Origin of the sequence: Chryseobacterium salivictor (assembly GCF_004359195.1) — a bacterium.
Classification (GTDB): domain Bacteria; phylum Bacteroidota; class Bacteroidia; order Flavobacteriales; family Weeksellaceae; genus Kaistella; species Kaistella salivictor.
Genome location: NZ_CP037954.1, coordinates 398,395 through 412,552, shown reverse-complemented (window position 1 = coordinate 412,552; position 14,158 = coordinate 398,395). Strand labels below are relative to the sequence as shown.

At 37.6% G+C, this 14,158-nt stretch carries 16 protein-coding genes; 8 read left to right on the top strand and 8 right to left on the bottom strand.

Annotated elements, in window-relative coordinates:
* Positions 1–119: 119 nt before the first annotated feature.
* From NBC122_RS01975 to NBC122_RS01950, 6 genes are all read right to left on the bottom strand, one after another.
* Complete coding sequence (locus NBC122_RS01975) at positions 120–1,400, bottom strand: acetyl-CoA hydrolase/transferase family protein (RefSeq protein WP_133438763.1); 1,281 nt, start codon at positions 1,398–1,400, stop codon at positions 120–122.
* Positions 1,401–1,502: 102 nt separating this feature from the next.
* Entirely contained in the window at positions 1,503–2,690 is a 1,188-nt protein-coding gene (locus NBC122_RS01970; protein ID WP_133438762.1) for a homogentisate 1,2-dioxygenase, read from the bottom strand.
* Between the two features lie 359 nt (positions 2,691–3,049).
* Positions 3,050–3,586 carry a hypothetical protein gene (locus NBC122_RS01965; RefSeq protein WP_133438761.1) on the bottom strand — a complete coding sequence of 179 codons (537 nt, stop codon included), beginning with the start codon at positions 3,584–3,586 and terminating at the stop codon, positions 3,050–3,052.
* Positions 3,587–3,605: 19 nt separating this feature from the next.
* Positions 3,606–4,049, bottom strand: coding sequence for a hypothetical protein (locus NBC122_RS01960; RefSeq protein ID WP_133438760.1), 444 nt, complete (start codon positions 4,047–4,049; stop codon positions 3,606–3,608).
* Complete coding sequence (locus NBC122_RS01955; protein WP_133438759.1) at positions 4,046–4,858, bottom strand: lysophospholipid acyltransferase family protein; 813 nt, start codon at positions 4,856–4,858, stop codon at positions 4,046–4,048. The genes NBC122_RS01960 and NBC122_RS01955 overlap by 4 nt, the downstream gene beginning before the upstream one ends.
* A gap of 25 nt (positions 4,859–4,883) precedes the next feature.
* On the bottom strand, positions 4,884–5,513 hold the full coding sequence (locus NBC122_RS01950; RefSeq protein WP_133438758.1) for an NUDIX hydrolase: 630 nt from the start codon (positions 5,511–5,513) through the stop codon (positions 4,884–4,886).
* Positions 5,514–5,914: 401 nt separating this feature from the next.
* On the opposite strand from NBC122_RS01950, the gene mgtE reads away from it, so the two are divergent.
* The gene (gene mgtE, locus NBC122_RS01945; protein WP_133438757.1) at positions 5,915–7,234 is read left to right on the top strand and encodes a magnesium transporter; all 1,320 of its coding nucleotides are present in this window, start codon (positions 5,915–5,917) and stop codon (positions 7,232–7,234) included.
* A gap of 5 nt (positions 7,235–7,239) precedes the next feature.
* Positions 7,240–7,968 carry an ABC transporter substrate-binding protein gene (locus NBC122_RS01940; RefSeq protein WP_133438756.1) on the top strand — a complete coding sequence of 243 codons (729 nt, stop codon included), beginning with the start codon at positions 7,240–7,242 and terminating at the stop codon, positions 7,966–7,968.
* Between the two features lie 179 nt (positions 7,969–8,147).
* On the opposite strand, the gene NBC122_RS01935 is transcribed toward NBC122_RS01940, so the two are convergent.
* Positions 8,148–9,047 (bottom strand): DMT family transporter, encoded by a 900-nt coding sequence (locus tag NBC122_RS01935; RefSeq protein WP_133438755.1) that lies wholly within the window; start codon positions 9,045–9,047, stop codon positions 8,148–8,150.
* Positions 9,048–9,282: 235 nt separating this feature from the next.
* Between NBC122_RS01935 and NBC122_RS01930 the strand changes: the two genes are divergently transcribed.
* The 5 genes from NBC122_RS01930 to purE all read left to right on the top strand — a co-directional run bounded on the left by NBC122_RS01930 (position 9,283) and on the right by purE (position 12,175).
* Positions 9,283–9,537: a type II toxin-antitoxin system Phd/YefM family antitoxin gene (locus NBC122_RS01930; protein WP_133438754.1), complete on the top strand. Its 255-nt coding sequence runs from the start codon at positions 9,283–9,285 to the stop codon at positions 9,535–9,537.
* Between the two features lies 1 nt (position 9,538).
* Complete coding sequence (locus tag NBC122_RS01925; RefSeq protein ID WP_133438753.1) at positions 9,539–9,796, top strand: Txe/YoeB family addiction module toxin; 258 nt, start codon at positions 9,539–9,541, stop codon at positions 9,794–9,796.
* A 104-nt stretch (positions 9,797–9,900) separates the two neighbouring features.
* On the top strand, positions 9,901–10,374 hold the full coding sequence (locus tag NBC122_RS01920; RefSeq protein WP_133438752.1) for a CYTH domain-containing protein: 474 nt from the start codon (positions 9,901–9,903) through the stop codon (positions 10,372–10,374).
* A 58-nt stretch (positions 10,375–10,432) separates the two neighbouring features.
* Positions 10,433–11,629 (top strand): BaiN/RdsA family NAD(P)/FAD-dependent oxidoreductase, encoded by a 1,197-nt coding sequence (locus NBC122_RS01915; protein ID WP_133438751.1) that lies wholly within the window; start codon positions 10,433–10,435, stop codon positions 11,627–11,629.
* Between the two features lie 45 nt (positions 11,630–11,674).
* The gene (purE, locus tag NBC122_RS01910; protein WP_133438750.1) at positions 11,675–12,175 is read left to right on the top strand and encodes a 5-(carboxyamino)imidazole ribonucleotide mutase; all 501 of its coding nucleotides are present in this window, start codon (positions 11,675–11,677) and stop codon (positions 12,173–12,175) included.
* 132 nt (positions 12,176–12,307) lie between these two features.
* Here purE and NBC122_RS01905 read toward each other — a convergent pair whose 3' ends face one another.
* On the bottom strand, positions 12,308–13,513 hold the full coding sequence (locus NBC122_RS01905; RefSeq protein WP_133438749.1) for an aminotransferase class I/II-fold pyridoxal phosphate-dependent enzyme: 1,206 nt from the start codon (positions 13,511–13,513) through the stop codon (positions 12,308–12,310).
* 157 nt (positions 13,514–13,670) lie between these two features.
* Here NBC122_RS01905 and NBC122_RS01900 point away from each other — a divergent pair, with 157 nt between their 5' ends.
* Positions 13,671–14,126: an Lrp/AsnC family transcriptional regulator gene (locus NBC122_RS01900; RefSeq protein WP_133438748.1), complete on the top strand. Its 456-nt coding sequence runs from the start codon at positions 13,671–13,673 to the stop codon at positions 14,124–14,126.
* Positions 14,127–14,158: the final 32 nt, after the last annotated feature.

Sequence of the window (14,158 nt, the reverse complement as noted above, 5' to 3'; positions counted from 1 at the left end):
GATACGGATACATCAGTGATTATTTAATAATTTTTTTCAAAAAAACCATGATTCAGCATAAAACTACGATGAACAATAAATCTTCAATTTTAGAGAGGATTTATAAGGGTTTATTTTTTTTAAATCAATACTTTAAATCTTTCAAAAGCTGCTGCGTCAAGCATTTCTCTGTCATCAGGATGGGCGATTTCAATTAATGCTTTTGCTCTTTGACGTAAATTTTTACCATATAGGTAAGCGACGCCATATTCGGTTACTACATAATGTATGTGTCCTCTGGTAGTTACCACTCCTGCGCCTTGTTTAAGGAAAGGAGCAATTCTCGGGATTCCTTTTTTGGTCCTTGAAGAAATGGCAATAATTGGTTTGCCACCATCAGAAAGTGCTGCACCACGCATGAAATCCATTTGACCGCCGATCCCACTAAACTGATAGGTGCCAATAGAATCTGCACAAACCTGCCCTGTTAAATCAATTTCAATGGCGGAATTAATCGCAACCATTTTTTTGTTTTTCATGATGTTGATCGGATAATTCACATGCTCCACATCCATAAATTCAAAGGATGGGTTGTCATCGATATAATCGTACAATTTTCTTGTTCCAAAGGCGAAACTGGTAATTGTTCTGTTACAATGGGTTCCTTTAAATTTATTAGTAATGATATCATTTGTGACCAAATCTACAATCCCATCACTAATCATTTCGGTGTGAATTCCCAGATCTTTATGGTTATGAAGACATTTAAGAACAGCATCAGGAATAGTTCCGATTCCCATTTGCAAAGTGGATCTGTCATCAATTAATTCTGCCACATTTTTGCCAATCAGCATTTCATCGGCACCTACTTTTGCGCCGTAATCGATGGTTAGTAACTCTTCTTCGTGCCATACCATTCGGTGGATTTTCGAATAATGAATCATCCCGTCACCGTGAGTTCTCGGCATTCTCGGGTTTACCTGTGCGATGATTATTTTTGCAGTATCTACGGCACTTCTTGCCACATCTACCGAGGTTCCCAAAGTGCAGTATCCGTGAGCATCTGGTGGAGAAACAGTTACCATCGCAACATCCAGCGACAGTATTCCTCTCTTAAAAAGTAGAGGGATTTCACTTAAAAAAACAGGTACGAAATCGCCCCGGTCAGAATTTACCGCTTCCCGAACGGGCGTCGAAACGAAAAGTGAATTGATATAGAAACTGTCTTTATATTGAGGTTTCGCTACTTCCACATTTCCCTGTTGCGTAATCGAAACGAATTCTATATCCCTTAGCCGGCCAGCCTGATTGGCCAGTTCGCTGATCAAAAGATTGGGCGTGCAGGCGCTGCCGTGAGAAAATATCCGGTCACCACTTTTAATTAATGAAACTGCTTCTTCGGCGCTTACATACTGAACCATATTTTTATTTTTTTAATTGCTGTTGTTTACTTCTCAAAAGTAATTCTTTCATTTCAGATTTGAAATGAGCAAAATCAGTTTTGATAAAAGTCATAAGAAAAATTATTCCTGGCTGCGATCATATAAATGATGATCTTCATCCTCAAGCCAGGAAGTTTTGTAAGAAGGATCTTCTACTTTCATCGCTTCTTGGGTAATTTTAAAAGGTCGGAACGGATCAACCATTACGGCAAATTCTTCGGTGGATTTTTTGCCGATGCTGCGTTCCATCGCGCCGGGATGTGGGCCGTGCACAACTCCGCCCGGATGAAGGGTGAAGTCCATTAAATCAATATGATTGCGGCTCATAAAGTCTCCTTCGGTGTAAAACAGAACTTCATCCGAATCGATATTGGAATGATTATACGGTGCCGGAATGGCCAGTGGATGATAATCGTACATTCTGGCAACGAACGAACAAACCACGAAATTGTGCGCTTCGAAATTCTGATGAATCGGTGGCGGCAAATGTACGCGACCCGTAATCGGCTCGAAGTTTTTGATATTGAATTTATAAGGATAAAAATAACCGTCCCAACCGACAATATCAAATGGATGCGTGGCATAAATGAAATCCCAGATTTGATCTTCTTTTTTTACTTTAATTAAAAATTCTCCTTTTTCGTCAATCGGTTCTACAAAAGTAGGCGCGATCATATCTCTCTCGCAAAAAGGCGCGTGTTCCAGCATTTGGCCGAACTCATTTCGGTAGCGCTTTGGCGTATAGATCGGCGAGTGACTTTCGATGAAAAGAAGCGTGTTTTTTTCATCTTTAAACTCGATGGAGTAGATGGTTCCTCTTGGAATAATTAAATAATCACCATAAGAAAAATCAAGGTTTCCCAGAAAAGTTTTCAGTGTTCCGCTTCCTTCGTGAATAAAAAGAAGTTCGTCACATTCAGCATTTTTATAAAAATAATCGGTTGATTTTTTCGGTTTTGCAAGTCCCAGCTTGAGGTCGTTGTTGACCAATAAGATCTTTCGGCTTTCCAGGAAATCATTTTCCGGAGCAACGTTCATTCCTTTAAACATCCGTGGAGTAACGTTTTTGGCAACCGCAATTTTCGGACTTACATCTTTCGGTTCGCTGATTGATTTAATCTGTGTTGGCCGGTGAATATGATATAAGAGAGAGGAAATACCGTGAAATCCTTCAGTCCCGAACAACTGCTCGTAGTAAAAGTGATTATCCGGTGATTTGAAAACCGTATGTCTTTTCGCGGGAATTTTCCCGGATTTCTGATAACTCATTTTTTTACAATTTTAGATTGATAAAATTAATGAATTTTTTCTTGCCGCGGATTCACGAATTTCTTTTAATTTTTAGCCACGGCTTCACGAATTTTTTTGTGGACGCTCATGCTGGAAACGTTGCATATTTTTTGTTCGTGAATTCGTGGCTTTTTATTTTAATTATTTCCCATGAATTCACGAATTTTTTTGCCGCAGTAATTGGAGGTTTATGGTAGAGATTCTGCAGATTTCTTATTCGTGCATTTGTGGCTTCTTATTTTAATTATTTGCCACGGATTCACGAATTTTCTTGCTACAGTAATTGGAAGTTTATGGTAGAGATTCTGCAGATTTCTTATTCGTGCATTCCTGGCATTCTATTCAAAATTCATCACCGGTTCGTAGAAATCCTCTTCCATCACGCCAAACTGTTGAGAAAGTAATTTGATACCGTCTATATTTTTAATTAAATTTTCATCAGAAGACGAAATGGGAATTGCCCCAATATTGGTCTGCAAAGTAAAATGAGAATTGGATTTTGAAAAATTGGTTCCCGAATATTCTAATTTTCTGAAAAAGTTCAATGATTTTTCTACGGTTTCAGCTAGGCTTGCATCGTAGACCAAAATACCGCCCGGAATAATGTTTTCCAAAACAGAAATTACCTCCTCACCGGATATTTCAGAACTGATCAGAACGATATTCGGTTTAAATAAAGTTGCTTTTGCAAGATCTGAAGTTTCAACGATAACAAAATCATTATTTGAATTGGTGAAAACACCGTTTTCTGCATAAAAGTCAAAATCTTTTCCGTGGAACTGGAGTACTTCCCGTAATAATCTGGCTACAGAAGGTTGGGTACTTAGAATGAGAACTCTTGTTTTGTTTTTTGATTCCTCGAAGAGATTTTCCATCAGTAGGGGCGAATTGTTGTTAGGATTCGGTTTTGATATTCTTGTTGATGATCTGCTGAAAAGCGCTGACGATTTTTTCCCAATGCTGTTGGTTTTTTTGCATAATTAAAGAAGCATCGCTTTTATTACCTGCATTATTTCCTTTTTTAATATTGATTTCAACAGAAATATTATCGTATAATTTTTTGTAATCCTCCTGAATTTTGGTAAACTTATTTTCAGTAAGTGTGTTTTCTATTGTTATCAAATCTTCATTAGAAATGGTAAAGTTTTTTTTAATATTCTTTCCCTGTCCTTCAAATGAATAATGAACTTTATTCCCTTTAATAAGTAAGTTTTCATAAATTGGCGAGATGCCGCCACTTCGCGCAAAACTGTAGTCGAAATCAGAATATTTGTTTTGATCGCTGCTGCTGCATCCTACTGCAATAATCAGTAGAAAGACAAAAATCATTTTTTTCATAATAAACCAGTATTAACTTTAACTTCGTTTTTCTGCGCTTTGCGCTCTTCATCGTAATCATGCAGAACGTTGAAATCCTCGGTTTGCTCTATCGCCACCATGATTTTATGCATAATGGTTCTCGAGTCGTCCTTCTCATAATCAATATCCAGAGCAGGTTTGAATTCCATCGTTGGTGTACAGCCTGTCACTTTTACCCGCAAACCTTTCTTGTCGAATGCACGGCGAAAACCGTTTATTTTTATGGGGATCACAATTGGTTTTTGGTTTTTAACCAGTTTAGCTGTTCCTTTCCTACCTTGTGCAAAAGCTGAAGTTGTGCCCTGTGGAAAGGTAATTACCCAGCCATTGTCCAGGGCTTTCATGATATTTTCTACCTCAGTTAAATCCACCATTCTGTTCACGTTGTGCCCTTCTGCCCGCCATGTTCTTTTTACCGTAACCGCGCCTGCCAGTTTAAAGAGTTTGGTCATCAAACCTTTATTCATGGTTTCTTCAGCCGCAACGTAATAGAAATCTACTTTTGGATTGAGCAGATAAATCGGATTTTTAATGGAGTTTAAATAACCATTGTTTACCGCACAAAAAGCGTGATACATCGCAGCAACATCTGCAAAATACGTCTGGTGATTTGAGACGAAAAGGACATTGGAATCCGGAAGATCAACCAGGTTTTCAGTACCGGAAATCTTCAGTTTATTAAAACCATTGAACCTTCTGTAGGAAATCATTCCTAAGACGAAAATAATCAGTCTTTTCAGGAAATACAGATTACCAAAGGCATCCGTGAAAATATTTTTCTTGGCCATTATCTAATTAACATAGTCCGCGAATTTACAAATTTTTCAGCAACTGACTAAACTCGCTTAATATCATCGAAGTCGCGCCCCAGATGATATAACCGTGGAAATCAATTACCGGAACTTTCACACCGCGGGAACTTGGTAAGATTCTCATTTCCGGTTCGTTATCCAGATTTAATATAGAGGAGATCGGAAATTCAATTAATTCAACTGCTTCACTTTGCTGAAGAATAAACTCGGGATTTTTCCTGGTGTAAGAAACAAACGCTTTCACGTAAAAATTGCTCGGTGGAATATAAATGGGCGAAAGCTCGCGGATAATTCTAATATAATGTTCCTCAATTCCTACTTCTTCTGAAGTTTCGCGTTTGGCAGTTGCTCCAAAATCAGCATCAAAATCTTCTTTTTTTCCGCCGGGTAAAGAAATTTGACCACTGTGCCGGTCACGTTCATTTTCGCTGCGCACGATGAGTGGCAGATACCATTCGTTATTTTTTAAATATAATAAAATATTGACAGCCGCGAATTTTGGATTTTTTGTTAAAATTTCATCGTAAGAATAAAGCGGCCGATAGGGAGGTGAATAAATTTCGTGCGCTGCTTCACCCTGAAGTTTTGCCTGCTGTATTTTTGTGAGTAAATCTCTGCCAAAGGTTTTCATGACGTAAATTTAGGAAATTTGTCTCTGAAAGTATTGTAAAGGAAAGTTAAATTTTTTAAGATTTAATGCGAAAATTTGAACTCACAACAAGCGTGAAAACAAGAATTATTGTTTTTAACTAACGAAACTTAATTAAGGGTTTGGCATTGAATGTTTTACTGTTTTTTAAAAATACTGTGAATAGAATTGCTGGAAAGAGAAGGTCAGCGCGTTGGTAAGAAATTTTTTTTAAGTTTTACTTGCGATCAGCTGGAATGATAACCGTTTGCCGATATTATCCATTTTGTTTGAATTGAATTGTTAATGGATGGAAATACCCATTAATTCTCAAAAACACATTTTTTTTAATTCCCTATCTTTTTTATTTTCGTTACTTTTGCACATCTTAATAAATACCCTCTTTGGAAACTCAGGATCTTATTTTTAATCCGCAGGATATTGCAGAAACGCTCAGCCAACTTCGTGCTGATGAGCGTCTTTTGGCATTTCTAAAAGTTCCGAAGGAATACAAAGCAGATGTATTCTCACATTTGGATCCGGATTTCCAGGAAGAAACCATTCGCGGAATCGGCAGTGAGGAGGTTTCTGAGATTCTGAACGCCATGAGTCCGGATGACAGAACCGCGCTTTTAGAGGACTTTCCTGATGAACTGATCAGATATTCCATCAATCATCTTAACCCTCAGGAAAGAAGAATTGCACTGAAGCTTTTGGGGTATCACGTAGATTCCATTGCGCGTCTGATGACGCCATATTATATTCAGATCCGGAAAGAATGGACGGTAAAAAGATGTTTTCAACAGATAAAAAAAGTAGGTAAAAAGGTAGAAACCATGAACCATCTTTATGTGGTTGATGAAAGAAACCGCCTGGTAGACGATATCGCAATCGGTTCCCTGTTATTGGCAGAAGAAGATACGCTGATTTCAGAAATTACGGATAATCACTTTGTTGCCATTACCACCACCACTACAAAAGAAGATGCGGTCACCTATTTCGAAAAATATGACCGGTCTGCTTTGCCGATTGTCACAGAAAGTGGCGTTCTGGTGGGGATCGTAACCATCGATGATATTTTGGATCAGATCGAAGCACAAAATACCGAAGATATTCAGAGATTCGGGGGTGTTGATGCGCTCGATATGCCTTATACCCAAACTTCATGGACGGAGATGATCAAAAAAAGAGGAACCTGGCTGGTGATTCTTTTCTTTTCTGAAATGTTAACGGCGTCGGCCATGGGATTTTTCGAACATGAAATCGAAAAAGCAGTGGTGCTTGCTTTATTTGTACCCTTAATTATTTCCAGTGGCGGGAACTCCGGTTCTCAGGCGGCAACCTTGATCATCCGTGCCATGGCGCTCCAGGAAATCGGTTTGAAAGACTGGTGGTACGTCATGCGGAAAGAAATTGTCTCCGGAGTTTTCCTCGGGGGAATTCTGGGAGTTATCGGTTTTATCAGAATCATGATCTGGCAGGAAACAGGTTTGTATGATTACGGCGAACACTGGATTTATATTGCGTTCAGTATCGCGGTTTCCCTCTTATTAATAATATTGTGGGGAACCCTTTCGGGGTCGATGATTCCATTTGTTTTGAAAAAATTCAAACTCGATCCTGCGACTTCTTCTGCACCTTTCGTAGCGACATTGGTCGATGTAACGGGTTTGATTATCTACTTCACCGTCGCCGGAATGTTTCTGGCGGGTAAATTACTTTAACTTTCATGAAAATCATTTCGCTGGTTCCCAGTATTACCGAAACATTATTTGATTTTGGCTTAACGGCTGATGAAGTTATCGGGCGCACAAAATTCTGCATTCATCCTCTGAATCTGGTGAGAAATGTGGAAATTATCGGTGGAACTAAAAATTTAAATATTGAAAAAATTAAATCACTGCAACCTGATTTAATCATTGCCAATAAAGAAGAAAATGAAAAACTTCAAGTTGAAGAACTGATGAAATATTTTAAAGTTTGGGTCACCGATATCGAAACTTTAGAAGACAATCAAAATTTCATTTCTGAGCTCGGAAGCCTTTTAAATAAAGAGATTTCTGCACAAAATTTTAATCAGAAAATCAATTCTGTTTTTAATGATATTAAAGTTTCTTTGCCGAAAAAAATCGCCTATTTAATTTGGAAAAATCCATATATGACCGTAGGTTCTGATACTTTTATTAATGAAGTTTTACAGAAATCGGGATTTGAAAATTTATTTAAAAACAGAAAAAGATATCCCGAAATTTCGGTGGAAGAACTGAAGGAAGCAGATCTTATTTTTCTCTCTTCGGAACCATTTCCATTTCAGCAAAAACATATCGATGAACTTCAGAAAGAAATGCCGACAAAAGAAATCATCTTAGTTGACGGCGAAGCGTTTTCGTGGTTCGGTACCCATTTAATGAAGGTTGATAATTATCTGAAGGACCTTTCCTTAAAATATTCTGTCTGATTTTTTCGATTCAAAAAAGCTCTTTTTTACTAAAATGAAACGTTGTTTTATAAGAATATGCGACGATTTTGAACGGAACTCTTTCTTTTGTAACGTGAAATGTGACTTCAAAAAAAAAGGAATTCCTTCGACAAAGCTGAGAATGATTTCAGATGGAAAGGCGTCCAATTAAACAGGAATCAGGCTTTTTTAAACATTCCCGGTTTGTAATTGGTGATGAAAACTCCGGTGATAATCAGTGCTGCCGCGACAATGAACTGAAGTGAAATAGGCTCGTTTAAAACCAGCCAACCCAGAAAAATCGCAATAATCGTATTCACGTAAGAAAGGATCGAAATCTGGATCGGTGAAATTCTTTTTAATGCGAAATGAAATGCAAAAAAAGCAATCACAGAACCAAACAGGGCGAGATAAACCGTAGCAGACAAACTCTTCAACGTCCAGCTGTAAATATTGATGTTTTCCGACAAAAGAAATCCGAAAATAATCTGAACAATACCGGCGAAACTAAACTGATAAAAAAGATTGAGCGATATATTCTGCGGCTGATGATTCATTTTTTTTGAGAAGATCGTTCCAAATGCCCAACCGAAAATGGCAAAAAACATGTAAATGATTCCCATTCTATATTCTGCGTTGAGTAAATCCTGCAGGCCGTTTTTGAAAATCAGCAAGATTCCCGAAAATCCTAAAAGCACGCCAATTAAACCTCGAAAAGTAAATTTTTGTAAACTGAAAAACAGACTCAAAATAAACACCAGAAGTGGAGAAGTGGAGCTGATGAGCGAGGCCAAACTGCTGGTCAAATGTTTTTCGGCGACGGTCGTCATTCCGTTGGCGACGATTAGCATTAGAGAGGCGAGGATAATTTGATTTTTTAAATTTTTCCAGCCAATCCATTTTAAGTTTTTTGAAAAGAGGAGGTATACCAATAAAATAATCCCGGCTAAAAACTGACGGATTCCGGCGACAAACCAAGGCGGAATCGTTTCTACCGCAATCCGGATTCCTAAAAATGTCGTTCCCCAAACCAAAGCCACGGTAATGATTGCGAGTACTAATTTGGGATCTTTGAACATGAAAAGTGTAGAATTGTATTTGGTGAAATTAATAATATCGCTAAAAAAATGTTTTTTGCAGTCGTGCAAAGGTAGATTTTATGGGAGAATTGAACAAAGATGAGGGCACATTGTTGAAAATTATCCTTGTTAATTTTGGTCTTCGGAGAAAATATAAAGCAATTGTATTTCAACTTTTTAAAATTGCACAATCTGTTTTTTGTACGTAAATTTGTACAAATAAAAACGCATAATTATGTTTATCACTAGTGTTTCTGATTTTAGAAAAGATATCAAATCCTATTTAGACCGCGTTTCAAAAAACTTTGAAACCTTGATCATTAATCGTGGCAAAGATTCTGGAATCGTTGTAATGTCCTTGGAAGAATACAATTCTTTGATGGCAACCAATTACGAGCTGTCTTCGCGTAAGAATGAGATGCGATTAGATGCTGCCATCGAGAAATTGAAAAGTGGAAAATCTTATTCTAAGGAATTAATCGAAGAATAAGATGAAATATATTTTCGTGGATGAATCCTGGGAGGATTATTTGTACTGGCAAAAAATCGATAAGAAAAAACTGAAACGGATAAATGATTTGTTAAAGGATATTTCACGAACTCCTTTTGAAGGCATCGGAAAGCCAGAACCGCTGAAACACAAATACGCTGGATTTTGGTCGAGAAGAATCGATGATGAACACCGCTTGATTTATAAATTTCAAGAAGATGATATCTTGATTGCTAAGTGTAGATTTCATTATGATTAAGTGAAATTTTCAGAATTAAATAGTAAGAAAAGGAATAAAAAGACTTGAGAAAAACAAGCATAAAGTCTGTAAGAAAATAAATATAACTTTAGAACAATCTCAAGATGGGAATAGAAATAGAAAGAAAATTTTTAGTCAACAAAACCAAATGGCAGCAGGTCGAAAAACCAGCCGGTGAATTTTACAGACAGGGTTATTTGCTGACCGACCCCAATAAAACAATTCGCGTGCGACAAACTTCTGATAAAGGATTTCTTACCATTAAAGGAATTTCGGTTGGTGCAACAAGAGCGGAATACGAATATGAAGTTCCTGTCGGTGAAGCCAAAGAACTGCTGGATCAGTTTTGCGTGGCGGAACTTTCCAAAATCAGATTCAAAATATCCGTTGGCCAACACGTTTGGGAAGTTGATGAGTTTTTGGGAAATAACACCGGACTTCTCGTGGCAGAAATCGAATTGACAAGCGAAGATGAAATCTTCACTCTTCCTGACTGGATCGATAGCGAAGTAACGGGAGACGAAAAATATTATAATTCAAATTTGGTGACTCATCCTTATAAAGATTGGAAATCATGAAGGGTAACTATACGATGAAATTTCCGTTGTCATCAAAAAAAATCCGCATTGTTGCAACATGAGCGAAGATCAAATAATCATTATTGGAGCCGGTCCAGCCGGATTAATGGCGGCACAGATTTTAGCCGAAAAAGGCTATAAAGTTCAGGTTTATGAGCAGAATAAAGCGGCCGCCAGAAAATTTTTGGTCGCCGGAAACGGCGGATTTAATTTGACACACAGTGAAGAAACCGACTCTTTTTTAGAGAAATATGAAGCCCCGGAAATTCAGGAAATTGTGCGCCAATTTGATAATCAAAAAGTAATTCAGTGGCTTTCAGATCTTGGGATCACAACTTATGTCGGAAGTTCAGGCAAGATTTTTCCGACCAAAAATTTCAAACCGATTCAGGTTTTAAAGGCCTGGTTAGATCAGTTGGAAAAATTGGGTGTTACCATCCATTACGAGCATATTTTTCTGGATTTTGATGATTCTTCAGTTTATCTTAAAAATAATGATAAAAATGTAACGGTCAAATATTCAAAATTAATTTTGGCCATGGGTGGTGGTTCCTGGAAAAAAACAGGCTCTGATGCAAAATGGGTAGAAATTCTAAAGTCAAAAAACATAGCAATAATTCCATTGCAATCTGCAAATTCCGGATATAATACTTCCGAAAAATATCATTTGCTGCAAGGACAATATCTGAAAAACATCAAAGTTTCTTTTGATGATCAAAGTAAAACCGGCGAAATCGTATTCACCAAATATGGTATCGAGGGAAGCCCGATTTATTATTTGAACCGTTTTACCAGAAAACATGATTTTCCTGTGACCATTCATATTGATCTGAAACCCAATTTAACAGGAAGTGAAATTCTGTCAGAATTAAAAAGGTCCGACAAAATAAGTCCGGTTTTAAAAAGAAATTTAAAATTATCCACCACTGCCATTAATCTTTTAAAAACATTAGACAAAGAAACCTACACCGATGTCGAAATTTTATCAAAAATGATTAAAAAATTTCCGATAGAAGTTTTCAGTTTCCGCCCGATCGACGAAGTGATTTCTACCGCTGGCGGCGTTGCGTTTTCTGAACTGGATTCAAATCTCGAATTGAAAAAGTTTCCAGATGTTTTTTGTGCCGGAGAAATGATCGACTGGGAAGCGCCTACTGGTGGTTATCTTTTGCAGGCGTGTTTCAGTACGGGATTTTGGGTGGGGAATTCAATTGCGAATTCTGAAAATTCAAAGTCTTCAAAGTTTCCCGGCTAAAACCTCAAATTTTCTTATCTTTAAACCTTAAAATTTATACTAAAAATGGTCGGAATCATCATGGGAAGTCAAAGCGATTTGACAATTATGGAACAGGCAGCGGATTTTCTGAAATCTCTGGAAATTCCTTACGAATTAACGGTGGTTTCCGCACACCGAACTCCGGAAAGAATGTTTGAATATGCAAAAACGGCAAAATCCCGCGGGTTAAAAGTGATTATTGCCGGAGCAGGCGGCGCGGCTCATCTTCCCGGAATGGTGGCCAGTTGTACCACTTTACCTGTAATTGGCGTGCCGATTTTATCCTCCAATTCCATTGATGGTTGGGATTCTGTGCTTTCGATTTTGCAAATGCCGTCGGGAATTCCGGTTGCGACGGTTGCGTTGAATGGGGCGATGAATGCCGGAATTTTGGCTGCTAAAATTATTGGAAGCGCCGATGAACAAGTTTCAAAAAAATTAGAAAGCTATCAGGATACTTTGAAAGATAAAGTGTTGGGAACCGTTTCGGAAATTCAGAAGAAACATCCGAACCGTTTTGATTGATATTTCGAATAAATTTTAAATGGGTAATTGCGCTGCTCAGTAGCTCAGCCATTTAGATGGAAAAAAACAACCACTGAAGTTGTGGTTGTTTTCATCAAGAAATTAAATTAACATTTCATCATTATAAAAATTTTAACTCAGGATGCCAACCTGTTGCATACACCATTTCATTTTCCCGTACGTTCTTTTGATATCATGGTCTAAACCGATTGACATTCTGATTAATCCTTCAGAAAGTCCCATTTCTTTCTGTTCTGCTTCCGGGATTTCAGATGAAGTTGAACTTCCCGAGCACGAGAACAAAGTTTTATAAAAGCCGAGACTTACCGCCAGATAACCAAGATTTTCTTTTTGCATCAACTCCATCAACTCGTTGGCTCTTTTCATGGTTTGCACATCCAGTGTCAATAAACCGCCGAAACCATATTCCGGATTCATCATGCTTTTGAAAAGTTCGTGTTGTTTGTGGCTTTTTAAGCCGGGATATTTTACCGCCAGTCCGTCGTTCTCAAATTGTTCGGCCAGATACTGCGCATTCTCACTGTGTTTCTTCATTCTGATATGAAGCGTTCTCAGGTTTTTAAGAATGCTCGCTGCGCGGAAACTGTCTAAAGTTGGACCCAGTAACATGCAGGCTCCCGAATTCACATCTTTTAAATCATTAATGAACTGAGCTGATGCGCAAACAACTCCGGCAACGGCATCACTGCTCCCGTTAATGAATTTTGTTAAACTGTGAATCGTAATGTCTGCTCCCAGAATTTGTGGACTGATTGAAAGCGGTGAAAAGGTATTGTCAACAACCAATTGAAGATTATGCTTTTTAGCCAGTTTAGCCAGTTCAAAAAGATCTGCTATTTCTAAAAGTGGATTGCTTACCGTTTCACAGAAAAGAACTTTCGTGTTTTCAGTAATGGCATTTTCCACGGCAGACAAATCGGTGATATCGACAAAGGAAGTTTTGATATTGTAATCATGCAGAAAATTTTTCATAAATGCATAAGTGCCGCCATAAATGGTGCGGCTCGAAATAATATGATCGCCAGCTTTGCAAAGCTGAAAAAGGGTAGAGGTGATTGCCCCCATACCAGATGCGGTAACATTGGCGCTTTCCGTGCCTTCCATCTGGGCCAGTGCCTGACTCAAATAAAGATTGCTTGGTGTGGAATGGCGTGAGTATAAATAACAACCTTCTGTTTTTCCTTCGAAAGTGTCGAACATGGTTTTTGCAGAAAGAAAAGTATAAGTAGAACTATCAGATATAGAAGGGTTTACGCCACCGAACTCTCCAAAATATTGCAGATCCTGAATATTATTGGCTGCATCAAAGTTTTCCATAATAGTAATTTTTGTTTTGATAAAAGTGAACGTTTTTAAACTTAAATGCAATGATTTAAAATAAAATAAGAAAATAAATCGGTTGTTTGAATCATTTATAGATTTTAATTTTATATTTGAGGAATAATAAAAGTAATAACCGAAAATATTTCATTTCATGTTGGATACAAAAGATAAAAAATTACTGATTTTACTGCAGAATGATGCCAAAAAAACTACCAAACAATTGGCCAATGAATTGGATTTATCGGTTACCGCTGTATTTGAACGGATTAAAAAACTTGAGAAACACCAGGTTATCAGGAAATATGTGGCTTTATTGAATACCGAAAAAATTCAGAAAAACTTCATCGTTTTATGTCATGTAAAACTGGTTCAGCATAAGAAGGAATATATCTCGCAGTTTGAACGGGAAATTACGCAGTTTCCGGAAGTGTTAGAATGTTTTCATGTCTCTGGAGATCACGATTATATCCTCAAAATCTGTGTTCGGGATATTCAGGAATATCGTGAATTTATGGTGGGAAAGCTCACGAATCTGCAGCACATTGCCAGTACCCAAAGTTCTTTTATGATCAAGGAAGTGAAAAATTCTACGGTGATTGAACCTTAAGTTTAAATGCAATTTAAAGAAAGAAAATCTAC

Excerpts from the sequence above, each read along its gene's own strand:
- NBC122_RS01970 (WP_133438762.1), bottom strand. The coding sequence starts at position 2,690 with ATGAGTTATCAGAAATCCGGGAAAATTCCCGCGAAAAGACATACGGTT.
- NBC122_RS01900 (WP_133438748.1), top strand. The coding sequence starts at position 13,671 with ATGTTGGATACAAAAGATAAAAAATTACTGATTTTACTGCAGAATGAT.
- NBC122_RS01935 (WP_133438755.1), bottom strand. The coding sequence starts at position 9,047 with ATGTTCAAAGATCCCAAATTAGTACTCGCAATCATTACCGTGGCTTTG.
- NBC122_RS01905 (WP_133438749.1), bottom strand. The coding sequence starts at position 13,513 with ATGGAAAACTTTGATGCAGCCAATAATATTCAGGATCTGCAATATTTT.
- NBC122_RS01925 (WP_133438753.1), top strand. The coding sequence starts at position 9,539 with ATGAAATATATTTTCGTGGATGAATCCTGGGAGGATTATTTGTACTGG.
- NBC122_RS01915 (WP_133438751.1), top strand. The coding sequence starts at position 10,433 with ATGAGCGAAGATCAAATAATCATTATTGGAGCCGGTCCAGCCGGATTA.
- NBC122_RS01940 (WP_133438756.1), top strand. The coding sequence starts at position 7,240 with ATGAAAATCATTTCGCTGGTTCCCAGTATTACCGAAACATTATTTGAT.
- purE (WP_133438750.1), top strand. The coding sequence starts at position 11,675 with ATGGTCGGAATCATCATGGGAAGTCAAAGCGATTTGACAATTATGGAA.
- NBC122_RS01975 (WP_133438763.1), bottom strand. The coding sequence starts at position 1,400 with ATGGTTCAGTATGTAAGCGCCGAAGAAGCAGTTTCATTAATTAAAAGT.
- NBC122_RS01965 (WP_133438761.1), bottom strand. The coding sequence starts at position 3,586 with ATGGAAAATCTCTTCGAGGAATCAAAAAACAAAACAAGAGTTCTCATT.
- NBC122_RS01955 (WP_133438759.1), bottom strand. The coding sequence starts at position 4,858 with ATGGCCAAGAAAAATATTTTCACGGATGCCTTTGGTAATCTGTATTTC.
- NBC122_RS01930 (WP_133438754.1), top strand. The coding sequence starts at position 9,283 with ATGTTTATCACTAGTGTTTCTGATTTTAGAAAAGATATCAAATCCTAT.
- NBC122_RS01920 (WP_133438752.1), top strand. The coding sequence starts at position 9,901 with ATGGGAATAGAAATAGAAAGAAAATTTTTAGTCAACAAAACCAAATGG.
- NBC122_RS01950 (WP_133438758.1), bottom strand. The coding sequence starts at position 5,513 with ATGAAAACCTTTGGCAGAGATTTACTCACAAAAATACAGCAGGCAAAA.
- NBC122_RS01960 (WP_133438760.1), bottom strand. The coding sequence starts at position 4,049 with ATGAAAAAAATGATTTTTGTCTTTCTACTGATTATTGCAGTAGGATGC.